The 23,966-nt window shown below is 47.4% G+C and carries 19 protein-coding genes; 15 read left to right on the forward strand and 4 right to left on the reverse strand.

Annotated features, from left to right (window positions below):
- The first annotated feature begins 152 nt into the window (after positions 1-152).
- The 8 genes from GL2_RS17740 (at position 153) to GL2_RS17775 (ending at position 8,494) form a co-directional block, all read left to right on the forward strand.
- A complete protein-coding gene (locus GL2_RS17740; RefSeq protein ID WP_143731999.1) occupies positions 153-635 on the forward strand; it encodes an SRPBCC domain-containing protein in 483 nt (160 codons plus the stop codon).
- 109 nt (positions 636-744) lie between these two features.
- Positions 745-1,971 (forward strand): LanC-like protein, encoded by a 1,227-nt coding sequence (locus GL2_RS17745; protein ID WP_143732001.1) that lies wholly within the window; start codon positions 745-747, stop codon positions 1,969-1,971.
- 216 nt (positions 1,972-2,187) lie between these two features.
- On the forward strand, positions 2,188-2,667 hold the full coding sequence (locus GL2_RS17750; RefSeq protein ID WP_143732003.1) for an arsenate reductase ArsC: 480 nt from the start codon (positions 2,188-2,190) through the stop codon (positions 2,665-2,667).
- On the forward strand, positions 2,654-3,694 hold the full coding sequence (gene arsB, locus GL2_RS17755; protein WP_143732005.1) for an ACR3 family arsenite efflux transporter: 1,041 nt from the start codon (positions 2,654-2,656) through the stop codon (positions 3,692-3,694). Before GL2_RS17750 ends, arsB begins: the two co-directional genes overlap by 14 nt.
- A 186-nt stretch (positions 3,695-3,880) precedes the next feature.
- Complete coding sequence (locus tag GL2_RS17760; RefSeq protein ID WP_143732007.1) at positions 3,881-4,291, forward strand: hypothetical protein; 411 nt, start codon at positions 3,881-3,883, stop codon at positions 4,289-4,291.
- Between the two features lie 165 nt (positions 4,292-4,456).
- Entirely contained in the window at positions 4,457-6,544 is a 2,088-nt protein-coding gene (locus GL2_RS17765; protein WP_172621193.1) for a multicopper oxidase domain-containing protein, read from the forward strand.
- A gap of 84 nt (positions 6,545-6,628) precedes the next feature.
- Positions 6,629-7,843, forward strand: coding sequence for a CaiB/BaiF CoA-transferase family protein (locus GL2_RS17770; RefSeq protein WP_143732011.1), 1,215 nt, complete (start codon positions 6,629-6,631; stop codon positions 7,841-7,843).
- Positions 7,844-8,080: 237 nt separating this feature from the next.
- Positions 8,081-8,494 (forward strand): N-acetyltransferase, encoded by a 414-nt coding sequence (locus GL2_RS17775; protein WP_143732013.1) that lies wholly within the window; start codon positions 8,081-8,083, stop codon positions 8,492-8,494.
- A 122-nt stretch (positions 8,495-8,616) separates the two neighbouring features.
- Here GL2_RS17775 and GL2_RS17780 read toward each other — a convergent pair whose 3' ends face one another.
- The gene (locus GL2_RS17780) at positions 8,617-9,519 is read right to left on the reverse strand and encodes a LysR substrate-binding domain-containing protein (RefSeq protein WP_143732015.1); all 903 of its coding nucleotides are present in this window, start codon (positions 9,517-9,519) and stop codon (positions 8,617-8,619) included.
- A 253-nt stretch (positions 9,520-9,772) separates the two neighbouring features.
- Here GL2_RS17780 and GL2_RS17785 point away from each other — a divergent pair, with 253 nt between their 5' ends.
- The 3 genes from GL2_RS17785 (at position 9,773) to GL2_RS17795 (ending at position 13,002) form a co-directional block, all read left to right on the forward strand.
- Positions 9,773-10,786: an aldo/keto reductase gene (locus tag GL2_RS17785; RefSeq protein ID WP_143732017.1), complete on the forward strand. Its 1,014-nt coding sequence runs from the start codon at positions 9,773-9,775 to the stop codon at positions 10,784-10,786.
- A 380-nt stretch (positions 10,787-11,166) separates the two neighbouring features.
- Complete coding sequence (locus GL2_RS17790; RefSeq protein WP_172621194.1) at positions 11,167-12,138, forward strand: methyltransferase; 972 nt, start codon at positions 11,167-11,169, stop codon at positions 12,136-12,138.
- 297 nt (positions 12,139-12,435) lie between these two features.
- The gene (locus GL2_RS17795; protein WP_143732021.1) at positions 12,436-13,002 is read left to right on the forward strand and encodes a DUF1993 family protein; all 567 of its coding nucleotides are present in this window, start codon (positions 12,436-12,438) and stop codon (positions 13,000-13,002) included.
- 40 nt (positions 13,003-13,042) lie between these two features.
- Here GL2_RS17795 and GL2_RS17800 read toward each other — a convergent pair whose 3' ends face one another.
- A complete protein-coding gene (locus GL2_RS17800) occupies positions 13,043-13,600 on the reverse strand; it encodes a hypothetical protein (RefSeq protein WP_143732023.1) in 558 nt (185 codons plus the stop codon).
- A gap of 499 nt (positions 13,601-14,099) precedes the next feature.
- On the opposite strand from GL2_RS17800, the gene GL2_RS17805 reads away from it, so the two are divergent.
- The 4 genes from GL2_RS17805 to GL2_RS17820 all read left to right on the forward strand — a co-directional run bounded on the left by GL2_RS17805 (position 14,100) and on the right by GL2_RS17820 (position 20,781).
- Entirely contained in the window at positions 14,100-14,501 is a 402-nt protein-coding gene (locus GL2_RS17805) for a hypothetical protein (RefSeq protein WP_143732025.1), read from the forward strand.
- A 184-nt stretch (positions 14,502-14,685) separates the two neighbouring features.
- Positions 14,686-16,224 carry an efflux RND transporter periplasmic adaptor subunit gene (locus tag GL2_RS17810; RefSeq protein ID WP_143732027.1) on the forward strand — a complete coding sequence of 513 codons (1,539 nt, stop codon included), beginning with the start codon at positions 14,686-14,688 and terminating at the stop codon, positions 16,222-16,224.
- Positions 16,218-19,355 (forward strand): efflux RND transporter permease subunit, encoded by a 3,138-nt coding sequence (locus tag GL2_RS17815; RefSeq protein WP_143732029.1) that lies wholly within the window; start codon positions 16,218-16,220, stop codon positions 19,353-19,355. Before GL2_RS17810 ends, GL2_RS17815 begins: the two co-directional genes overlap by 7 nt.
- Positions 19,356-19,581: 226 nt before the next feature.
- A complete protein-coding gene (locus GL2_RS17820; RefSeq protein WP_143732031.1) occupies positions 19,582-20,781 on the forward strand; it encodes a DUF3179 domain-containing (seleno)protein in 1,200 nt (399 codons plus the stop codon).
- A gap of 42 nt (positions 20,782-20,823) precedes the next feature.
- Here GL2_RS17820 and GL2_RS17825 read toward each other — a convergent pair whose 3' ends face one another.
- Both GL2_RS17825 and GL2_RS17830 read right to left on the reverse strand, forming a co-directional pair.
- Positions 20,824-22,041, reverse strand: coding sequence for a serine hydrolase (locus tag GL2_RS17825; protein ID WP_232053674.1), 1,218 nt, complete (start codon positions 22,039-22,041; stop codon positions 20,824-20,826).
- Positions 22,042-22,382: 341 nt separating this feature from the next.
- Positions 22,383-23,810 carry an aldehyde dehydrogenase family protein gene (locus GL2_RS17830; protein WP_143732033.1) on the reverse strand — a complete coding sequence of 476 codons (1,428 nt, stop codon included), beginning with the start codon at positions 23,808-23,810 and terminating at the stop codon, positions 22,383-22,385.
- Positions 23,811-23,966 lie beyond the last annotated feature (156 nt).

Below are 23,966 nucleotides of genomic sequence, written 5' to 3' on the forward strand. Positions count from 1 at the left end.
TTTGATCGTAGGAAGGCTGAGTAACCGCGACAACTTCACTCTAAAGTATCCGCTTTGGATCGTAGGTGTCTGTGAAGTAGACTGTGTCTCACTGGAGCCCAATAATGAAATATTGTAACAAAACCATTATCAAACAATAAAAAGGTGCAATAGTGATCGACTTTTCTCTTCCAAGTGAAGTTCAAACCAAACCTATCACCTATACAGTGAGAGCTACACCGAGTGAGGTTTTTGATGCCTGGGTTATACCAAGTATGGTTGAAGCCTGGTGGGGACCTGACGGCTTCACGATGCGCGTGCTAAATCTCACAGCGAAGGCCGGTGGGGAATTCGCTTTTGAGATGACTGCCCCAAACGGCAACTCGTGTATTATGTCTGGCGTATATCGCAGTGTCGACAGACCAAAACGCCTGGTTTTTGAAGTTTATGAGCACTGCAATCTTGATTTACCACACGGTACCAAGCCACAAAGGAATTCGTCTTTAGTCGAAGTTGTATTCAGGGGCAGTGAACTTGGCACCGTCGTTTCTCTGACACATACACTTCTCAACACTGACTACGAGAAGTTGGCGGCAGTCAGTTGGGCTCAATCACTTCGACGAATGGAAGGCATGCTATCGGTAACGTCACTATAAACCTAATCTCGTGATGCAGCTGGCAGCTTATTGCTGAGTTTACATTCGCCTAATTCTGGTTGAGTATGCTCGGCCTCATTGGCCTTATCACTTCCCGCAGATAAATACTATGAATTTAGAGGCAGAAAAAATCTTATATGACCCTGCACGCCACTTTAAGCCTGGTAAGCATGAATGGGATCCGGGTTCTGTAAAGCTCTTTATTCATTCAATCGTCGAGGACCTTGTACATTCAATTCAGCAGGATTGCAGCTGGCCCACACATCCCCTTGACGCTGAGAGTTATGGAAGTGCAAAACCAAAGTGGGATGCTTATGCGGGTGCTTCAGGGGTAATCACAGCGATGCAAATATTACGTCGCTACGGCTATACAGAGATCACATTTGAGCAAAATCTACCGACTATTCTTCAAGCATATCGCCTCTCACATAATTCAAATTGGGAAGCCGGTTTGCAACTGGGAGAATTAGGAATATTGGTTCCTACATATCTAGCCAATACTGCTGAACGAGAAGTTGAAGACCGTATTATTCAGTGCATGGAGCAAATGCTTGATTTGCCCTACTTTGATATCACATCAGGTCAGACTGGTATGATGCATGTTGCCTTATTTCTTTACCATAAAACAGGTGATAAGCGCTGGTGTGAGCTTTATCTAAAAGGGGCATCTTCACTCCTCAAGGCTTGGAAGCTTGATGAAAACTCTTCCCAATGGTTATGGACAAGTGAAGTTTTTGGGTTCTCTCGTCGGTACTATGGTGCCTGTCATGGCGTCGCAGGTAATACCAGTATCCTTTTACAGGGTCAAGAGTTCTTCGACCGAGATGTCAGCAATTCAATTCTTAAACGCAGCATTTTTACACTCAATCGTGCAGCTTTAATAACTTCGAATCTAGTAAATTGGCAGCTATACGATCAACAGCCGAGTAATAAATTATTGATTCAGTGGTGCCATGGTGCCGCTGGAGTCATTACTTCAATGGCTGCGATACCAACTAGAACATCCACGACAGATAATCTATTGGAGCAATTGATGCAAATGGGAGGCAATCTGGTTTGGAAGGCTGGCCCACTACGAAAGGGATCAAATATTTGTCATGGGACTGCAGGCAATGGCTACGCGTTCCTCTATTTATATAAAAGATATGCTAATGCCCATTGGCTAGATAAAGCGAGAGCTTTTGCAATGATGGCCATAGAACAATGCCGTGAAGCCAGGAAATACTATGGGCAAGGTCGATATTCCCTATGGACAGGTGATGCCGGTCTAGCGATATTTTTGCACCACTGCCTATTCCCTGAGGAAGCAGCCATACCTGGATTGAATGTATTCTGATATCAGGCCCAAAGAGTCGCTCTATCTACAGATTGAGGTATTGCAGAGCATATCAGTTTCTGTGGCAGAACTTTTGAAGCCAACCTATCCTTTATCATAGCAAACTAATGACGACAGAACGGTATAAGCGTCACCAGTGAAATACTGGTGAAGTTCTGGCTAAGCCCGGCGCCAGTTAAGACGGCAACAAGAACCATAATATTGAAAGAGTAGCCAATGAACTTGTTGTTTTTATGCACTCATAATGCCTGTCGGAGCATTCTTGCAGAAGCCATCACGCGGAAACTGGCGGGAGACAGGCTTGGTGTTAGTAGTGCTGGTAGCCATCCTGCGGGTACGGTTCATCCCTCTACTCTACAATATCTACGTAAATACAACTATCCAACTGAAGACTTAATCAGCACAGGCTGGGGCTCTGTCAGTGAGTTGTCACCCGATATCGTAATTACCGTGTGCGATCAGGTCATGGATGAACGCTGCCCCACCTGGTTAGGCAATGTGATCAAAGTACATTGGGGCTTACCGGATCCAACACAGCTCGATGACAAAGTCCAAGAAGAGGCACTCTTTTCAAGCATCATTTCTACCCTGGAGCGGCGTATACAGTATCTGCTACAGCAGAATTTTGAGGAAATGACTCGAGAACAGATCAAAACCATTTTTCAGGAAGCCGGCAAGCGCCATGGGATACTTTGAGCGCTACCTGACACTTTGGGTTAGCCTCTCCATAATTACTGGCGTATCTCTGGGAAGTTTGTTCCCTGGAATATTTACCTTAGTAGCCAATTTAAACATTGCTCACGTCAATTTAGTTGTAGCGCTACTCATTTGGATAATGATTTATCCGATGATGGTGCAAATTAATTTTACTTCCCTCAAACAGGTTCACAAGCATCCCAAAGGGCTAGCGCTAACTCTGGTGGTCAACTGGCTGATCAAGCCGTTTACTATGGCTGCCTTAGGCTGGCTTTTTTTTCGTGTACTATTCGCTGGATGGGTCGACCCCCAATCAGCTGACGAATATATAGCGGGCATGATTCTTCTGGGTGTGGCACCTTGCACAGCAATGGTATTCGTCTGGAGTCATCTCACTAAAGGTGATCCCAATTACACCCTGGTCCAGGTTTCTATCAATGACATAGTAATGATTTTTGCCTTTGCGCCAATAACTGCCCTATTACTTGGTATCAGCGATATCCAAGTGCCCTGGCAAACCTTACTGGTGTCAGTTGGATTATACGTGATTCTACCATTGATGGCAGGTGTTATAACTCGACAGAAACTAGAGAAGCGCAACGGTGAAAACCAGGTAGAGAATTTTCTACGCCAAATTAGACCCTGGTCGATAGTAGGTCTGCTATGCACCGTGCTATTACTGTTTGGTTTCCAAGCTGAGGCGATTTTAGGCCAGCCTCAGACTATCCTATTAATCGCTATTCCACTACTGATTCAAACTTACGGTATATTCGCGATCACTTACCTGTGTGCCCGAGGACTGCAGCTACCGCACTGTGTTGCAGCTCCGGCTGGAATGATCGGGACTTCAAATTTCTTTGAGTTAGCTGTAGCGGTGGCTATTTCCTTATTTGGCCTTCATTCGGGTGCGGCCCTGGCCACTGTCGTAGGTGTGCTGGTGGAAGTGCCAGTGATGTTGTCACTGGTATACTTTACTAACAGGACCAGGCATTGGTTCAGAGCCGAAGCGAATGTATTGACTGACTAGTATTTGTCAGTGTTTTCAGATTGGTAGGCAAAGGGATGTTTTCCGAACAATGACAGCGAGTTTAGAAAAAAGGTGGATTAGGTAGTCGCGTCGGCAACAATAATTGATGTGAGCGCCTATACAAGATGTTGCTGTAAGTACATATATTTTTTAATGGTTACTAGCGTATAAAAGGAGCCGGGCCTCATGAAATCATCAACCTCCAGACTTACCTCCTCTCTTTTTCTATTACGAATTTCTACTTTTCTTGTACTTGGCATGTGGACACTGGATAAGTTTGTTAACCCCCAGCATGGTTCAAGCATTTTTGAACGCTATTACCAAATTCCGGGTCTTTCTAATAGTACTGTATATATAGTTGGCATCATTCAAGCCGCTATAATTCTTGCTTTCTTAGTGGGCTTCAAGAAGCGTCTCAGCTATGGGCTTGTGCTGATTATGCATACGGTTTCAACAGTTAGTGCCTGGAATAAGTATCTAAATCCATGGGAAGTTCCAAATCTTCTGTTTTTTGCCGCATTCCCAATGCTGGCGGCTCTCATTGCTCTGTATTTGCTACGCGATGAGGATACTCTCTTAACTGTAAGTTCAAAATAAAATCACTGATATTGATTTCAATTTGTTTTGGCATGAATGCTCCTAGAAAGCACAATGCCTATTGAACAATGGCCTACATAGGATAAAGATAGAGGCCGCAGCTATGCTATTTAAATACAAACACGTTAATGTTCCATGCCCTTCCCTTCAAGTAATCCTACGTTGATGAAAACTCTGTTCTTGTGGGCAAGTTTGCTTTTATTAGTATTTTTATCACTGCCAACATTTTCAAAACATGTGGAATATACACTGGTCGTTGACCGTGAGCCCAGAAATATTACCGGAAAAACGGTGCAAGCCATTACTATTAACGGCCAGCTACCTGGTCCTACGCTAGAGTTTACCGAAGGGGACCACGCTATAATGCATGTCGAAAACCGCATGGAAAAACCCATTACAATCCACTGGCATGGTCTTTTAGTGCCAAACAACATGGATGGAGTTCCCTACGTAACCAATGCTCCAATCATGCCTGGCGACAGCTTTACCTATGAATTCCCCATCAAGCAAAGCGGAACCTACTGGTATCACTCACACTTCGGGTTACAGGAGCAATATGGCTTAACCGGTCCTATCATTATTCATCCTAAAGAGCGTCCCGACAATGCACCTGCCGATCAAATTATTATGTTAGCGGATTGGAATGATGAGCGCCCGGAGGAAACCCTGAGAAAACTCAAGCGTAATAATGAAGGCTTTGCTATTCGCACTGGTAATGCGCAGACCCTCATTGGTGCGATAAAAGCGGGAACCATAGGCAATGTTACTAAACGCAACCTGTATTCTCTAGTCAATGCCGAGGTATCTGATATTGCTTATGACAGGGTTATTACTAACGGTTTAACGGACTTCAATGTATTCCAACCTGCAGGTCGTCAAGTTCGGCTACGAGTAATTAATGGCAGCACCTCCACCTATTTTTACCTGAGTTATGCCGGTGGTCCAATGACGGTTATTGCTGCCGATGGTCAGGACGTAGAGCCAATACAATTGGACCGGATGTTAATCGCTGTAGCTGAGACCTACGATATATTGGTCACCGTGCCTGAAGATGAAAGCCTGGAGTTTCGTGCCACTAACTACGATGGTTCGAACTATACATCCAGCTGGATTGGACACGGCGAAAAAATTTATGCACCAACTATCGAAAAACCAAATATCTATACTTATGCCGCCAATGTAGGCACTGAAATAATTAAGCGCATTAAAAACAGACGCGATAATATCAATTATAAAAATCAATTAAATACAGAGAATATTACAAATATCGAGGGCCCTATACTAACGGGCGGCAATGAACTAAATCGTCCTCCCGCTCCTTACCAGAAATTACGTTTTGTAACTTCCAGCGCTCTACCGAAACATGCCCCTACCCGTATTGTGAAATTAAAGTTGACCGGCGATATGAAGCGTTATGTTTGGTCTATGAATGGAAAGACCTTGAGCGAGGATGCCTATATCAGGATCAAAAAGGGAGAAAATGTACGATTTGTATTGACAAATAACACCATGATGCGACATCCCATGCACTTGCACGGACACTTTTTTCGGGTAGTAAATGGCCAGGGCGATTATTCCCCTCTTAAACATACAGTGGATATAGCCCCGATGAGTACCACTATGATTGAGTTCAAAGCCAATAAAGAGAAGGATTGGTTCTTCCACTGCCATATTCTTTATCATCTGGAGTCCGGCATGGCTCGTATTGTTCATTATGAAGGCACAGCCGTTTCTCCAGAAATTCAAGCAATTCGTTATAAGGCACTGGAAGATCCCTGGTATACATGGGCAGATATCGGCTTGCAAAGTAATATGAATACCGGTTTCGCAATAGCACGTAACAACCTCAATGATGTATTTTTGACCTGGGAAAGCAACTGGGAAAAAGAATATCAAGCTACGTTAGGCTATTACCGCTACGTAAACCGTTTTTTCTCTGGATTTATTGGTGTCAATACCGACACTGATCTAAGCCCCCATCGTACCCGCGCTGTAGCGGGTTTCTATTATCTATTACCTTTCAAAGTCAACTCTCTGATATGGATTGATAATCGCGGTAACGGTAGAGTGACGCTCAATCGGGAGATCGCGATCATTGATAAGTTCGGCATAGGTTTTGAGTACGAATACGATTCTTTTGCCAAATCGGAATACCTAGTAGAACTTACTTACTGGCATTCGGACTTCCTGTCCTTTTCTGCCAGCTATCACAATGAATATCATGGAGGAGTTGGAGTATTGCTCCGTTTTTAAAGTGTCCCTCATTTTCAAGTCCATAAGTTATCAATACATACTTCCTTATAGTAACTTTCAAATTATCGATCCAGAAGGCTCACAATGTTACCTCTACAAGATAAGCGTATTTTATCCTTCGAAACCTGGGGGGCAGGTTCCTTCCATGGCACTTTATTAGCTATGCTGGGCGCCGAAGTGATCAACATTGAAGACCCTAAACAAAACGGGAATCCTTTGAGGAAAATGGGCTCCTTATATCTAGATGAAAACCTGGAAGACAATGAGAGCGGCGAATCCACATTACACAACAAGAAGAGCCTAGCGCTCGATATTAGATCGCCAGAAGGGAAGAGGCTTTTTCTGGACCTTGTAAAGAACTCGGATGCGGTAATTGATAACTTTCGCGGATCACTGCCAGAGGAACTAGGCGTTACCTATAAAGACTTAAAGACGGTCAACCCTAGAATCATTTGCACACACCTTTCAGCATATGGTAGGGATAACAACAGAAAAAGCTGGCCAGGCTATGACTTCCTCATGCAAGCTGAAACCGGCTGGATGTCTGTCACGGGAGAACCGGGATCAATACCAACAAAAGTTGGGGTATCTGTTGTTGACCTGCTTGGCAGTGTCTATTCCGCCCTTTGTACAGTTTCGGGCCTGCTGCGTACCGAAATCACGGGGAAAGGTGGTGACTTTGACACTAACTTGTTCGATATCGCCTTGAACTGCCTTTGTTATCAAGGTCTATGGTTTCTCAATGAGGGGATTGTTCAGAAAAAACAGCCTCGCTCCGCCCACGCATCACAGGCACCATCTCAATTGGTGAAAACTGCCGATGGCTGGTTTTATGTTGCTTGTTTAACACAAAAGTTCTGGGACATCCTGTGCCAAGAGTTGGGAGATGATGCGCTTAAGAATGATACACGGTTTGTAACCAACGAGAGTAGAATGCAGCACCGGGAAGAGCTGACGGAAACTCTTGACCAACATTTCCAGAAGAAAACCAACCTAGAATGGGCCACACAGATGGAAGGAAAGGTTCCCTGCGCTCCCGTTTATGACATTGCTCAAGCCTTGGGCAACCCCTATGTCCGTAACAATGGCAAGATTATATCTATCCCCTACTCCCGCAGTGAAAAACGTACACATATTGAGTTTCTGTGTGCGCCTTTTTCTATTCCAGATACTGCCCCAATGGAGTTTCAGGCAGCACCTCTTTACGGTGAGAACACCCGAGAAATTTTGAAAGGAATTGGTATTACTGAAGAAAAAATCGATCAGCTAGTACAATCGGGCACTATCCATTGTGAATAGTGACGCCACATAATTTTACCGGTTGGCAACTACTGATTTTATTGGCACTAACTTTTTTTGCCTGCACTGTCAATACACCAATGGACAATAAAATCCCCTGAATATCAGCCACGAAAGAACCGTAAAAGCCATATAGAATTTGGCATTCCGCTCCATCTTGCTTTCGATACAAGCATACTTAAAATAAAGCGTTGTGTTTTCAGTCGCCCCTTTAGATTACCCGAAAGAGAAAAGGTTATGGACTTTGAAATACTTGAAAATCCTGAGCAGGAATTAATCGATTTTTTGGATAAAAAAATAGATGAATTTAACTGGGAGAATTGGGAAGTTAAAGAAAGGCGACCTCTCGCCGTTCAACTTAAAAATAAATTTGGTGAGGTCATTGCCGGAGCAGCGGCAAGGTCTTTCGGAGACTGGCTTTTGCTTGATACCCTTTGGGTATCTAAAGAGCTTCGAGGGCAAAATATTGGCAGCCAATTGTTAAGCAAAACTGAACGTTCAGGTAAGAAACGTGGCTGTAAAAGATGCTTGCTAGATACCCTAAATTTCCAGGCTATGCCATTCTACAAAAATCAAGGTTATGAAGTGAAATGGACCCAGGATGGATACCCCAAGGATGGCTGTAAGTACTTTATGGTAAAGGAACTTTAGCTTAAGGAAGTATATAGGGCCCATGTATGAGAAACAGAGAAAATACCTGGAATTACAACTAGCTATTTCTCCAGGCAATGTTACCTATTATTATCGAGCGATGATGTGGATTGTTATAAATCTCACTCATCAAAAGGCTGCTCACCTAACTCTTCTACAATATGATTAATAAAGCTGGTGATACGTGATGACAGTGCCGTATTGCGATAGTAAACCGCATTGATAGACTGCCTCACTTCTAGTGTTTGATCGGGCAAGATCTGTACTAATCGCCCAGCTTGGCGATCTCCTCGAGTCATAAAGTCTGACAGGCAAGCAATCCCTGCTCCTGACAGTGCCAGATGCCGCACGGTTTCGCCACTGGATGAGATAATCGTAGGTTTAATCTGCAGCATATTCTCGCTGCTGTCGTGTAGCGGCCACTGATTGAGGAGCTCCGGTTTTGTAAAGCCGAGCAGAATATGTTGCGCTAGCTGTTCTACATTTGTCGGTGAGCCGTAATTTTGTAAGTAGTCTGGACTTGCCAACACACGTATTCTGCTGCTGCCAATCAACCGTGCATGCAAGCTTGAGTCCTGCAATTTCCCGATCCTGAATGCTACATCAGTACGCTTTTCTATCAGGTCAGTTATCCCCTCGTTACTATTGAACTCAAGCTGTACTTGTGGGTAATGCTGCCGGAAGCTGTTCGCTAGAGGTGTGATCACATGCAGCATAAATGGTGTAGCAGCGTCTACGCGCAGGCGGCCTGAGGGCCGCCCCACACGGGCCGCCATCTGTTCCTCAGCTTCATCAACTGATGCGAGGATACCCCTGGCATGTTGTAAGAAAGCCCGCCCCTCTTCCGATAACTCCAAGCGCCTGGTTGTTCGACGCAGTAAGGTCGTTTTCAGCTTTCGCTCTAGGCGGCCCAGTGCCCGGCTGACTCCAGAGACAGTTTGCTCCAAATCCTCGGCAGCCCCGGTGATTGAGCCGGTATCCACTACCGCGGTAAACACCTGTATTTCTTGAAGGGTAATCTGCATATTTGATCCTGAGTCAATAGTATTGTGCTTATAGATGGCTTTTTCATCAAAAGCAATCAAAGCAGACTGGACCCGTTAATCCAGTGCCATTGAATGCAAATACCACACGGGTTCCGCTTACCTCAACAAGCAGTGGCGGTCAAAGCAGATCCAATGGCATTAGTAAGTAACAGGCTACCCTGAGATCAATCCTTGGTAGACCAGTTGTTTGAAATCTATCCGACTTCAAGAATCTCAATATCGGGAGTTCACAATGAAATTGAAAGACCTGCTTCCCAGTAAACTCGGTTTTGGAACCGCACCCCTTGGCAACATGTTTCGCGAGATTCCGGAAGCGGAGGCTCAGGCCACGGTGGAAGCCGCCTGGAGTAGCGGCATACGCTACTTCGATAATGCTCCATTTTATGGTGCCGGCCTGGCTGAGATACGCATGGGTGAGGCTCTATCCAGATTCCCGCGCGATGAATATGTTATCAGCACCAAAGTCGGCCGCTTAATACTCGATGAAGTTGAAGACATCAGCGACCGAGATTTTGGAGAGAAAAGTGATATCTTCAAATACGGCCGCCCCAACAAGATTGTCAACGACTATTCTTACGATGCCACAATGCGTTCGATTGAGGGCAGCCTAAACCGCCTCAAGACCGACAGGATTGAAATCGCATGGGTTCATGACGTCGCCCAGGATATTTATGGCGATGAGTGGCTGGGCATATTTGAAAGTGCACGGAAAGGTGCTTTCAAGGCGCTCGATAAACTGCGCGATGAAGGCGTAATTCAGGCTTGGGGCCTGGGCGTAAACCGGGTTGAGCCGATCGAACTGCTTCTCGATCTGGAGGAGCCCAGACCTGACGGATTCTTACTTGCAGGCCGCTATAGCCTGCTGGATCATTCTCGAGCCCTGCAGAGAGTTATACCCCAGGTTCTGGAACGCGGACTGGGTATTGTGGCTGGTGGTCCCTATAGTTCAGGCGCTCTGGTCGGTGGGCCAAACTTTGAGTATGCCCCCGCACCCGTGACCATATTAGAGAAGGTCGCTAAAATCAAAGCGGTTGGTGATAAATATGGAGTGAGCACTAAAGCTATCGGATTGCAATTTGTATTGGCTAATCCTGCAATAGCGGCTGTCATTCCAGGTGCAAGCAAACCAAGTAGAATCAAAGAGGATAAAGAGGCGCTGGAAACATATATCCCCACGTCATTGTGGGAGGAACTCCGTAAAGAAAACCTGGTCGATAATGCCGCTCCATTGCCTATTAAAGGGTAGGAAACAGTAGAGATAGCAAAAGTATCAACTTTAATTGAATTCCGCACAGCAGTGGTGAACTATGGCAACTAATTGGAGGATTCAGCTTTTTCTGATTAGTTTCCATATACCCTACAATTTGAGATAAGGAAGATGGGTCAATTCATTATCTGCCTTGGTTTCGGATAATAAGTGCAGTAGTTAAGGCTTGATCTGACAGTTATCGGTTTTTCTGAGGGTGTTCTGTCAGGTCAAATTCAGTTTATGAATGTTTCCTTCCAGGTAAATTTCTTTAGGTTAAGCTAGTTTTATTGAGTAAATCAAGGTACATCCAACCAGAAAGAGACCAGATGCAGATAAAAGCGCCTATAACTTCAGATTCCCCCTTATGGGATCGCCTAATGGGTAACTATACCTTCGCCTGCATTATGGTCTCTGCCCAGATTGATGTAACAGGACTTATTAATGCCGGCTTTGATACCTGTGAAAAGTTGAGCAATAAATTACAGCTCAGCCGCAAGGGCATGGAGCTTTTTGTGTTAGTACTCCGACACTTAGGGTACATAAGCCTTGAAAATAATCAGCTTAGAAATACAGATCTAGCCAAGCAGTTCCTGAATAAAAACAGTCCGTATTACTGGGGTGAAGTTCTCCTTGATCCTTTTGGAATCTATAACGTTAACCACCTCGATAAGAAAATCCTGACCAGCCTCAAGCTTGAGTATGAACTTGAGTGCAAAGGACACTCAGTCACAGATATGTGGCAGCATGATGAAATGGATAATGATTCAGCGGCTGCTTTCACTCATTTAATGCATTCACAAGGCTTTGCTTCAGCTGTTTCAGCAGTTCAGCATGGCGCCTTTAATGACGTTTCAACCTTATTGGATGCTGGCGCTGGCTCAGGCACAATTGCACTAGCTTTTTGTGACGCCTACCCAAAGCGTAAGGCCCTTCTCTTCGATCTCGCTCCTGTGTGTATAACAGCCAAAGAATATATCGCTAGATTTAATAAGGAGGAGCAGATTGGCATAGTCAAGGGAGATTTTTTCAAACACGACTGGCCCAAAGGTTGCGATGGAATCTGTCTCAGTAACGTACTTCACGATTGGAAGCCTGATACCTGTAGTGAACTATTGGGTAAAGCCTTCACTGCCTTGCCGAGCGGTGGCAGTATCTTTATTCACGATATGCTCTTTGATGAAACTTCCCTTACCCCAGGTTTATTCAGCTTCCACCTGTTTATGAATCATGGTTCACAGCTATTCTCAGCTACGGAGTTATCCCAGTTGTTAGAAAACGCCGGCTTTAGGAACCCTCTTCAACATCAAGCCCTGGGGTATTTTGCCGTAATATCAGCAACAAAGCCTTGAAATGGCTAAGGAAAACTCATGACCATTGAGCACCTGGATTGGCACTCAGTGTTATCACAAGTCCAAAAACTATCCAAACTTGGTAGTATGCAAATACCTGGTAGCGACGCCAGGATCCTAGATCCTCACATCAACGCCTTCGTGAAACCCGCCCAACTTCTCGCGCTATTTCAGCAAAGTGCCCCCTATGATTAACGCAAAAAATGATTAGGCGAGTTTTCACTATGTGAAACAAAAGTGAATTGTAAAAGAACCCAAATCATCATCAATAGCTTGTGAGCTTCACGAGAGCAAATCATGTCACTAACAGACCTGCTCGTCCCTACCTACGTGCAAATGCTTCGGGCCTTATCAAGTTGGCTTGATAAAGCGGATAAACAACTACCCGAAGTTGAGTCACAGGAATTGCTTTCTGCTCGCCTCACTCCAGATATGTATCCCCTGTCATCTCAAATACGCTTTGCTTGCCTGCAAGCACAAGAGGCCAGGTTTCGTTTAAGGGCCGAACTTATCCCGGACTGTTTGAATCAATTGGGGCGTGAGGGGCAGAATGCAGGGGATCGACCTGGCTCCATTGCAGAAGCCCAGGCTCGAATTAACGAGTCCTTAACTGACCTATGCAGTCTTGAACCCGGTGCGCTTGATGTCTGCACTGATCAGGTGATCGTTTTAAGCCTTCCGAATAAAATGACTTTCGAAATGACAAGCGAGCAATATGCAAGGGATTGGGCATTACCCCAATTCTATTTTCACCTGAATACAGCTTACGCCATCTTAAGGGCACAAAAGGTTGAGCTTGGAAAGGCAGACTATGTACAGCACATTTTTTCATATCGGAAAGCTGAATTTATGTCGGAAAACTAAGTTTGCTGTATTCCATAGTTTTCTCTAATAGTATTAAAGGTTAATGCAAAGGATAATTAATCTCCTTAGCCATCCCCCACATTTTGTAGTCTGTTGGCATTTCGGAAAGATAATTTAGTGTACGGTAGATCATGCTTTTTTCCATTTGATCTACCCCAAGGGACTTGCTCCACCCCTCTGCAGCCAGACGATAGCTCATAACGATTAAAAGAAATTTTTGCTCGTTGGATAAGCCAGTACCATGCCCGTTAATTAGCAAGTGCATTGAAACAAGGTCATAATCCAAATCAAATTTTGACTCATTTACTTGTATATGTATTTGCGCAGATCGCCCGGACACAGAGGTACCGCGGGCAACTATCTGCATCTCATCAAGAAAGAATGACACATAGGCATTATTCGCTTTCGAGTTATTCACATAGCGCCCTCTTAGAGCTAACTCCCTGATCTGCCTTCTGGAGATTTCACCCTTTAGCCAGAGGTCTGTCATTTTTGCGAGTGGACTGTAATTCTCCTGTACGGTCACAGAGTCTTCTGACAGGGCAGGCAACGAAATAAAAAGCGCGACAACCCAAATGCAGATCCTTCTTCCAGCCATTGTTACTACCACTCAAAGTAAAGGCCTTGCCGCTTAGTCGATAAGATCAGATATCGCTAATGAGAAGTATAATCATGGATTCTTATACGAGCATTCCTCCGGGGGGCAGTTACACTTATCTACCGGTTCATCCATCGGGGGGATGAACTTCACAGCAACCAGCTCTTTTTCTGCCCGCCTTCTCTCTTTGTGTCTCTGCAATGACTCCCTCGTGGATATATGCAGTCCTCCAGAGAGGAAATAGCCCATGGTCAACTCCATCACCTTGAAAACCTTGGGCAACTACGCTGAAAAGAGTACCTGTCCTTAACTATCGTCGATAGCTTCCCGGCGGCGAGGTAAGATCTGCCGGTATTATCATCAAGGTGACTGTTACCAGCTACAAAGTCCCTTCAGTCCATTTTCTATGCTGATGAATAGACGGAAGGAAAAGAGATCAGTTGCAGTGTACGCCCAACCTTTGTCGAACACAGGATCCCTGTTGTATGATTCGCCAGTAATGAACAACACTCCATCCACATTCCGCGCCAAGCTGATAGCAATGGCGGCCCTGCTCTTGCTGATGTTCCAAGTACAGACCGTGCTTGCCTGTGAAATGATGGATAGCCCGGAGCCCGCAGCAGAGTGTTGCTGTGACCATCTGGCCAAAGGCTCACAGCCTGATGAAGACTGTTGTGAGTATGATACCCAGGTATCCCTGAAAACCTCGCTGGATGACCATGAAGTCGCACTCACTGCCGCCTTCATGAACCTTGAATTACCGCAGTTGGCTCCACCACCCTCATACCAGTGGCCCCCAATCCTGGGCCCACCGACAGTTTCTGCTGGCTTAAGATCTCCCCCTTCCCACTCCTCTCCAGGTAATCGCACCTGGCTAACTACCCTGCGCCTGCGTATTTGATCACTCCCTCTCTCTGATTTGCGAAATTTCCCGCAGCTTCCCTATTGCTGGCGGGCTTCAGAAAGATTGTTCCAGGAGTGAACCCTTTGATTTTCCAACAAGCCATTGCTGCCTGTGGTAGCAAAGTAATGGACGGCGCCTGCGGTGCCCAAATGCCCACCACTTCTCTACTTGGAGGTGGGCTATGAGTCGCTCAAGAACGCTAGGCTACGTTGCCTTCGCTCTAGTATTGGCCGCAGCAGGCGCCGCTTTCTACTGGAAAAAGACCGCGGGGCAGGCCGTTGCCGACAATGCTGAATTTATCCATGCCGGCCCCTTCCAGATCGCCGTTTCCCTGGACCCAATACAACCTCGCGCAGGTAAAAACCTGATTCGCATTGAAGTGCGAGATATGGAAAACCAGCCAGTTACTGATGCCGAAGTGCGCGCTGTGGCAGAGATGCCGGCGATGGGAGCCATGCCGGCAATGCGCGCCCAGGCGGACATCAGCGAAACCAGCCCTGGTGTTTTCCAAGGAGAGATTGAGCTCGCTATGGTGGGCACATGGCCCATGGTTGTTGACGTAGCCACTGGCCACGATCGTCATGTAGACCTGGCCTTCGATATGAGCACTAATCGCAAAGGGTTGCGTTTTAAGTCAGCACCGGAGGCATCTGATACCGCCTACTACACCTGTGCTATGCATCCCTCAGTGCGGGCAGCGGAGGCAGGCACATGTCCTATCTGTGGGATGGATCTGCAACCGGTAAGCCATGATGAACTGCGAAGTGGCAGCATTGTGGTGGATAGTGGACGCCGCCAGGCCATCGGCATCAAAACGGGTACCGTGGAAAGACAACCTTTCGTCCTGCCCATTCACTTGCACGGCCAGGTGACTTATGACGAAACTCGCTTGCGGGATATCAGTTTGCGCTTTGATGGCTGGATCGGTGAGCTGGATGCGGACTTTGAGGGCAAGCAGGTAAAGCGAGGGGAGGTATTATTTTCTGTTTACAGTCCCGAATTGCTAGCCGTTCAGGATGAGTACCTGAAGGCACGCCGCCGCGGTGATTCCCTGGAAAAAGCGGCGCGCAGACGCCTGCTCTTATGGGGGCTGTCTGAAGAGCAGATCGACTGGCTGGTAGAGCAACAAAAAGCCCAGGATTATATTCCCATTTTTGCCCCCGCCAGTGGGGTGATCATTGAGAAGAATATCGTCGCCGGCTCAGCCTTCGAAAAAGGCGACAACCTGTTGCGTATCGCCGACCTCAGCCATGTCTGGATTGAAGCTCACGCCTATGAGGACCAGTTGCCGCTGATTCACAAGGGCATGCCGGCTAAAGTACGCCTGACCAATGTCTACCATGAGGAAATCCCAGCTACCCTCACCCAGATCGATCCCTTCCTCAACCACAGTAACCGAAGCGCTCGCCTGCGCGTCACCCTGCCAAATACTAATGGCGAACTTCGTCCCGGTCTGTTTGCTGACATTATGTTGAGTGCTGAATTAGGCAATCTTTTGGTCGTTCCACGGGATTCTGTACTCATTTCCGGCAAAAAGCGCATCGTATTCCGCGACTTGGGCCAGGGTCGCCTGGAGCCAGTTCAGGTGCGTACCGGCTACGGTGACAGCGAGCGGATCGTTATTCGCTCCGGGCTGCAGGCCGGTGACAAGATTGTCACTTCCGGTGTCTTTCTGATTGCGGCGGAAAGCCGCCTGAAGTCGGGGGTACAACAGTGGTAAATAGCGAACCCAAAGGGCTGATTGCCCGAGTCATCGGGCTCTGTGCCGGCAAGCCGGGAGTCACTTTAATTCTTGTGGCGATTGCTGCCCTGGCTGGATATCGTGCCCTCACCAGTGTTCCCCTGGACGCCATTCCGGACCTGTCCGATGCCCAGGTCATTGTAATGACAGACTGGCCCGGCCGCAGTCCAGACCTGGTGGAAGACCAAATCACCTATCCGCTTTCCACCGCCATGTTAGGACTGCCCAAGGTCAAATATGTGCGGGGCCAGAGCTTTTTCGGGCTCAGCTTTGTTTACGCCATTTTTGAGGACGGCACCGATATTTATTGGGCTCGTTCACGGGTGCTCGAATACCTCAACCAGGTGGCCGAGCAGCTCCCGGAAGATGTGCAGCCCACACTGGGCCCGGATGCCACCGGGGTCGGCTGGGTATTCCAGTACGCGCTGGTGGACCGCAGTGGTAAGCACGATTTACAAGAACTGAGGGCACTACAGGATTTCAAACTGCGTTACTGGCTCACCTCTGTAGAGGGCGTAGCCGAGGTGGCCTCCATCGGCGGTTACGAGAAGGAATACCAGGTTCAAATTGATCCCCACCGCCTGGGAATGTTTAAGGTTCCTTTGGGCAAAGTGGTTGAAGCAATTCGCCGCAGTAACAACGATACCGGTGGGCGTGTACTGGAGATCGCCGGTCACGAACATATGGTCCGCGGCCGCGGATATATTCGTAGCGTTGAGGATCTCGAAGAAGTAGTGATCGGAGTAAACGCGGCAAAAATTCCTGTAACTCTGGATCAGGTTGCTGACATTACGTTGGGACCAGCGATGCAACGCGGTATCGCCGAGCTGGATGGTGAGGGCCAGACCGTCGGTGGTATCGTGATAATGCGCTACGGTGAAAATGCTCTCAAAGTGATCGAAAGAGTTAAACAGCGTATCGAACAAGTTCGTGCCGGATTACCCGAAGGGGTTGAGCTGGTAGTGACTTATGACCGCTCCCAGCTGATTAACAGTGCTATCGATAATCTTAAAAGCACTTTGATCGAAGAGATGCTGGTGGTTGCTGCAGTAATCGCCCTCTTCCTGCTACATGCCCGTTCAGCACTGGTAGCAGTGATCACCCTGCCTATTGCCGTGCTACTGGCTTTTATCCCGCTTTCTCTGCAGGGGCTAACCGCCAATATTATGTCGTTAGGGGGGATTGCCGTCGCCATCGGCGCAATGGTGGATGCCGCTGTGGTAATGGTGGATAACATCCACAAAAAGCTCGCGGCTAGTGGCAATAAGGAACTGTCCTCAGGAGATCGCAGAAAGCTCATTATTCAAGCGATGCAGGAAGTTGGGCCAAGTATTTTCTTCTCCCTGATTATTATCACCGTATCGTTCCTGCCAGTATTCGCCCTGGAAGCGACCGAAGGGCGGCTGTTCAAGCCCCTCGCCTACACCAAAACTTACAGCATGGCCTTCGCCGCACTGCTGGCAATCACACTGATTCCAGCACTGGCAGTGCTGTTAATGCGCGGTAAAATCCGCACTAAAGAAAATCCGGTTTCGCGTATTTTGATCAATACGCTTCAGCCGCTGATCCATTTCTGCGTGCGGCAACGTAAAGTAGTGGCCGCCCTCGCGGTAATCGCCCTGGTCTCAGTAGTCTACCCGGTAAGTAAATTGGGCGGTGAATTTATGCCGCCGCTCAATGAAGGCAGCATCTTGTATATGCCCACTGCCCTGCCCGGTATGTCTGTAACTGAAGCGGGTAAAGTACTCCAGCAAATGGACGCGGAACTGAAAACCTTCCCCGAAGTGGAGCGGGTATTCGGCAAAATCGGCCGCTCCAATAGTGCTACCGATCCGGCACCACTCTCCATGGTAGAGACGGTTATCACCCTGAAACCCAAAAGCGAATGGCGGCCAGGAATGACCTGGGATAACCTGCTGACGGAAATGGATGAAAAGCTGCGCTACCCCGGTATGCCGAATATCTGGTGGATGCCGATCCAAACGCGCACAGAAATGCTTGCAACAGGCATTCGTAGCCAGCTGGGCATCAAGGTGTTTGGTGATAACCTGAAGGAAATCGAACAGACAGCCTTAGCCATCGAAGAAGCCCTGCGCAGCGACCGGCGCACTGCAGAAGAAACCCGCAGTGTTTTCGCCGAGCGTCTAACTGGGGGCTACTTTTTAGACTTTGATATCGATCGCGCACGTGCCTCCCGCCATGGTTTGAACGTGCAGGATATTGAGGACGTGATTGCCGCAGCTGCCGGTGGCCTGGCCGCAACCCAGACAATTGAGGGCCGTGAGCGTTACGACGTATTAGTGCGCTACGCCCGCGATTATCGGGATACCCCGGAGCAACTAGAGCAAATATTGGTACCGGCTTCAGACGGTTCCCAGGTACCCCTGAACCAGCTGGCTGACCTCGGCTTCCGCACCGGCCCACCTATGATTCGCAATGAAGACGGGCAATTAGTAGGCCTGGTGTTTGTCGACCTGAAAGGCGATGTTGGCGTTGCGGACTATGTAAACCGCGCGAAACAGGTTGTAGCTGATCAGGTAAACCTGGTACCAGGGCAGCGCTTAGCCTGGGCCGGCCAGTATCAATACCTGGAACGCGCCAAATCCCGCCTGCAATGGTTAGTGCCACTGACCTTTCTTGCCGTGTGCTTCCTGCTTTACCTGCACCGCGGAAGGCTGTCCGATACCCTGTTTGTGCTCACCGCCATGCCAATGGCTTTAATCGGTGCCTTCTGGCTGCTGTATTTACTCGACTACAAACTAAGCGTCGCCGTATGGGTCGGCATGATCGCTATGGCAGGGCTTGCCGCAGAGATGGGGCTACTGATGCTGCACTATTTATCTGCAACCGGAGATAACAAGTTACAGCAAGGTGCTTCTGCCACTAACACAGTGGCTCAAGCCGCAGCTGGGCGTATACGGCCAATGTTGATGACCAGCCTTACCCTGCTCATCTCGCTGATTCCCGTGATGATTTCCGATGGCACCGGTGCGGATGTAATGAAACGCATTGCTGCACCGATGGTGGGTGGCACTATTACGACACTGTTATTTGTGCTGCTGGTGATGCCTGGGGTGTTTTATCAGTGGAAGGCTCACAAAGGAAAATAAGTTTCATTGACAAGGTGGATCTTTTTGATCAGCCGCTCTGTACCACCACCCTGAGTAATCATAATGGTGGTGGTACCGCGAGAACACCAGTGCCCGCAAAGGACTGGGCTTAAAGCCTGTACCACTACTACCCTAGTGGTACAGAGACTTTAAAACAGGTATAACTCTGATTGGCGACGAGGTGCATTGCTAGGTTTTCTGACAACTTAGTCCAGGAACTTTGTCTATGAACTTTCTTATTCAGTGCATACACTGGTTATCGCTTCTCGGTTGCTTTTATCTGTGCCTGCGACTATTTCGAGATCTGGCAGATCTCAGCCAGTGGATTGTGCAAACTCCACGAAAAGCGACAATGTGGACCTTCTACCGGAGACACAAAATTGCTATTGCTGCCGGGCTATTGTGGTTGGTATCAGCACTGACGTTATGGCTTGCTGGCGCTGGCTCTGTTGTAATTTTCTGGATTATCACGGCCCTGTCTGCCCTCGCTTTCTACTCCGGGTATATCAATCCCTCTATTATGATGCGTGCACAACAATACAATGCGCGCTACTACTCCATAGCCGAAGCCCGAGAGACCCTATCCCCTGATACCAGTCTTATCGTAATTGATGCCCACGGTGAGGCCAGAGGTCATCCCGATGATCATATACTTCGGCCACACGTTGCCGGTACGAAAGAGGGGCTGGCCGGAGAGAACGTAGTAATGACATATTGTGGCTTGACCAATATGGGGATCGCCTACACGCCCGAGATTAATGGCGAAGCTCTGGATCTAGGTGTTATGACCCAGATCGAGAACAATTTGGTGATGTGGGATAAAAAAACCGGGCAGCCAATACAGCAGTTTTGGGGTACCCGTGAAGATGCAGGCCCCAGTGGGCCAAAGATGCCTGAGTGGCCCAGCTACCGGATGCCACTGTGGGCTTTTGAAAAAGCCTTCCCCAATGGAAAGGTATTTCTGAACCCGATCCCGAGTTTTAAAGATAATCCGGTTTTAGCCATCTATGACCGCCTAATGCATATGATCTTCACTCACGGCATCTCAGACCAAGCCAAAAAAGATGAACCCACGTTCCCAACCATAAAAAAATTCGACAATCGGTTGCCGAATAAAACCAAGATTTACGGTGTTAACATCGGCGATGACTATGTAGCTTATACGGAAGATTTTATTAAGGCTCACGATGGGTTATTAAACGTACAAATTGGTAACCGAGATATTGTCATCGCTTACCATTCAGACCTTGATAGTGTTGGTACATATTATAATGACAGCGGTAGTCCAATCAGCAAGGTCCAGTTCGGCGGCGAGAGTAATGTTGGGAAGTTAGCTCGTGTTGAAACGATGAAATCTGAAGCTTACTGGGTTGTCTGGCAAAACTTCTTTCCACAAACAGATGTAAATCGTCCCCCCTTGAATTGAAGCGCTTTTCAAGCATGGGTTAATCCCAAACTTTGAATCTTATTATTTTCCAAGCTTATTAATAAGGAATTTAGCACGCCCTACTGTTTCAACTAATTTATTGGGTACAGCATTGTCTTCCCAGTCCTGCATAAAAACCACAGACATTCCACTATTGAGATCACTAAACCCATATTGCCCATAGGAGCCCGCTGTGTAGATGACATTATATTCAGGCAAATACCAGGCTTGAGAACCATATGCCACAGGAGTCCCCAGTGCATTGGCAAGCGACTTACCACTTTCTGATTTTCCAAGAAGGTCTTTGTCAAGATTCTTTACTGAATCATAGAAGCTCTTTGGAGCCTTGCCCTGGGCGATCCACTGATGGAAAAGTGCATAGTCGCGCAGGGTGGTGCTGATACCATAGGAAGGGCTAGCGGTTCCATCAACCGTTAAGGCAATAGAACCAGAACTATTTGCTCCAAAGTCATTAAAGAGATCCGAAAGAAGCTTGTTGAATGGGTGCCCTGAAACTTCTTCTGCTAGTATGGCCAGTAAATCGGTATTTTTATCATTGTAAGTATATACCTCACCCGGTTTATTCTGGACTTTAGCGTTCCTGATAGCATTACGATGTCCCGTTGGTTTGCCTGGCTTTAGTCCTTGTTCGATCTCAAATAAGAAGGCTTCACCTCCGGGCACATGATAATCCGTAGCGGGCAGCAGGCCGGAGGTCATATCAAGTACTTCTTGGACTTTGGCTTTGCCAATTTTTGAACCGACAAAATCAGGTAGATAGCTTTCAATCGACTGATTAGGGTCGATCTTACCTTCATCAATCAGCTTTGAAATAATGATCCCTGCGTAAGTTTTAGAAGAAGACTGCAAAAGCTGAGTTTGATTGTGATCTAGCCCATTATCATAAAACTCTCCAATAATTTGGTTACCCTTCATAACCAGGAAACCTTTGGTTTGAGTCGCAGTTAGTGACTCAACGAAAGACCATCCCTTACGAATATCCAAACTTATATTAAAGGGCTCTTTAACGACTTCCAGCTTGGCTGGTTTTTCTGCCTCCATGATATGTACTGTACCGAAAATGCCATACTCATCCCAATGCATGGACGTATATCTATAGTAAGGCCAACTTTGCATATTATTCTGATTGATTTCAGAAAGATCGAACGGACGATAAAAATCATTGAGTGTTACCTCGGTCTTGGCAAATGAGAGAGAAACATTACCCACTACCAAGATCAAAGCTGCACTCCAGGCCATAAAATATATTCCACTGCGCCTTCTTGATTTTAGATTTTTTGGCATAGAGATATTTCCAATTTTGTTTAAGTAAATACAGTTTCGAGAACTACAGCTACTGCAATTACTGTGAATTTCCTATATGTTTGTTCAAGCACAATAAAACTGTTCTGTATAGGGTGCAGACCAAAGAAATAATCAAATCGATCAAAGAGTCTTTTAGTCATGAAGAGACAAACGCACTCAAAAGCAACGTATTTATCGAAGCACAAAGGCACTCAGGGAATGTTTTTACAAGGAGAAACCCAGTTATATACAATCTTCAAAATTCAGAATCGCAAAGTTAATAGTTTTGAGCCCTCTTAAGGCGTTCGCACCACCATCAAGCGCTCTTCTGTCATATCGGCGATTGCCCAACGTACACCTTCACGGCCGAGGCCTGAGCCCTTTACTCCGCCATAAGGCATGTTGTCCACACGCCAGCTGGGCACATCACCAATAACAACGCCCCCTACTTCCAAGGTATCCCAGGCCTTCTGTGCTCGATATAAGTCTTTGGTGAAGATCCCCGCCTGCAAACCAAAGGCACTATCGTTGACTCGCTCAAGGACCTCATCGAAATCATCAAAGGATTCCAGTACTGCTACAGGGCCAAAGGCTTCCTGTTGAACTACTGAGCATTCGTGCGGCACATTTTCCAATAGAGTTGGATCCAGCATGGCGCCATCACGGCTACCGCCACACAAAAGTGTGGCGCCTTCATTAATCGCCTCTTCAACCCACCCATGCAATCGCTTTGCCTCCCCCTCGGAGATCATCGGGCCAATAAAAGTCCCTTCATCCTTCGGGTCCCCTTTCTTGAGCTTGCGCGTCTTTTCAACTAGGCGCCGCTTTAGCTCTTCATACAAGCTCTTATGGCCATAGATTCGCTGTACGCCGATACAGCTCTGGCCTGACTGGTAGAAAGCGCCAAAGATCAAACGCTCCAGGGCATCTTCCAGGTCGGTATTTTCATCAATCACACAGGCGGCGTTGCCACCCAGCTCCAGCACCACCTTCTTACGCCCTGCCCTGGCCTTTAGGTCCCAGCCCACAGCGGGTGAACCTGTAAAACTGAGCAGCTTGAAGCGATCATCCACGGTGAAAAGATCCGCTCCTTCCCGATGGCAGGGCAGCACAGAAAAAGCCCCTTTGGGCAGGTCGGTCTCGGCCAGGATTTCTGCGATTATCAGTGCACCTATCGGTGTTCGGCTCGCCGGTTTCAATACAAAGGGGCAACCTGCAGCAATTGCAGGCGCCACCTTATGGGCCGCCAGATTGAGTGGAAAGTTAAAAGGAGAGATAAAGGAGCAGGCGCCCACCGGTACACGTTTGACAAAACCACGGTAGCCCCTGGTGTTCTTGGAAATCTCCAGGTTGATAATCTCGCCATTGATACGCACAGATTCTTCAGCGGCAACCCGAAAAGTATCGATCAAGCGGGTTACTTCCCCACGGGAGTCATGAATTGGCTTGCCAGCCTCAATACATAGTGACTGCGCCAGTTCTTCAAAGCGCTCATGAAAGCGCTGCACACAATGATTGAGCACTTCCTGTCGTCGGTAAGGCGGAAATTTTGCCATTGGCTTTTCCGCCAAAAGCGCCCAATCGATTGCACTATCGATAGTAGTGGCATCCGCCATGGCCACCCGGGTTGCTACCTCGCCAGAATACTTATCGGTGACATCAAGCTCTGAGTTTGCGTATACGGCTTCATTGGCGAGATAGTATGGGTATGCTTTTTGTAGCACGGCTCTTTCCTTTTAACCGGTGGCTCTAAAATTTCAGGCATGCCAAAGCACTGTGCCGGCTTTAGGCCTCCCGAGTGTATAGGTTACGGCTGGCCAATAATCAACCAAGGCGCACCTATCCACCTGCCTGAAGGCCGGCGAGATTAAGGAAAAACA

Source organism: Microbulbifer sp. GL-2 (assembly GCF_007183175.1).
Classification (GTDB): Bacteria; Pseudomonadota; Gammaproteobacteria; order Pseudomonadales; family Cellvibrionaceae; genus Microbulbifer.

Excerpts from the sequence above, each read along its gene's own strand:
- GL2_RS17745 (WP_143732001.1), top strand. The coding sequence starts at position 745 with ATGAATTTAGAGGCAGAAAAAATCTTATATGACCCTGCACGCCACTTT.
- GL2_RS17750 (WP_143732003.1), top strand. The coding sequence starts at position 2,188 with ATGAACTTGTTGTTTTTATGCACTCATAATGCCTGTCGGAGCATTCTT.
- arsB (WP_143732005.1), top strand. The coding sequence starts at position 2,654 with ATGGGATACTTTGAGCGCTACCTGACACTTTGGGTTAGCCTCTCCATA.
- GL2_RS17760 (WP_143732007.1), top strand. The coding sequence starts at position 3,881 with ATGAAATCATCAACCTCCAGACTTACCTCCTCTCTTTTTCTATTACGA.
- GL2_RS17765 (WP_172621193.1), top strand. The coding sequence starts at position 4,457 with ATGAAAACTCTGTTCTTGTGGGCAAGTTTGCTTTTATTAGTATTTTTA.
- GL2_RS17770 (WP_143732011.1), top strand. The coding sequence starts at position 6,629 with ATGTTACCTCTACAAGATAAGCGTATTTTATCCTTCGAAACCTGGGGG.
- GL2_RS17775 (WP_143732013.1), top strand. The coding sequence starts at position 8,081 with ATGGACTTTGAAATACTTGAAAATCCTGAGCAGGAATTAATCGATTTT.
- GL2_RS17780 (WP_143732015.1), bottom strand. The coding sequence starts at position 9,519 with ATGCAGATTACCCTTCAAGAAATACAGGTGTTTACCGCGGTAGTGGAT.
- GL2_RS17785 (WP_143732017.1), top strand. The coding sequence starts at position 9,773 with ATGAAATTGAAAGACCTGCTTCCCAGTAAACTCGGTTTTGGAACCGCA.
- GL2_RS17790 (WP_172621194.1), top strand. The coding sequence starts at position 11,167 with ATGGGTAACTATACCTTCGCCTGCATTATGGTCTCTGCCCAGATTGAT.
- GL2_RS17795 (WP_143732021.1), top strand. The coding sequence starts at position 12,436 with ATGTCACTAACAGACCTGCTCGTCCCTACCTACGTGCAAATGCTTCGG.
- GL2_RS17800 (WP_143732023.1), bottom strand. The coding sequence starts at position 13,600 with ATGGCTGGAAGAAGGATCTGCATTTGGGTTGTCGCGCTTTTTATTTCG.
- GL2_RS17805 (WP_143732025.1), top strand. The coding sequence starts at position 14,100 with ATGAACAACACTCCATCCACATTCCGCGCCAAGCTGATAGCAATGGCG.
- GL2_RS17810 (WP_143732027.1), top strand. The coding sequence starts at position 14,686 with ATGAGTCGCTCAAGAACGCTAGGCTACGTTGCCTTCGCTCTAGTATTG.
- GL2_RS17820 (WP_143732031.1), top strand. The coding sequence starts at position 19,582 with ATGAACTTTCTTATTCAGTGCATACACTGGTTATCGCTTCTCGGTTGC.
- GL2_RS17825 (WP_232053674.1), bottom strand. The coding sequence starts at position 22,041 with ATGGCCTGGAGTGCAGCTTTGATCTTGGTAGTGGGTAATGTTTCTCTC.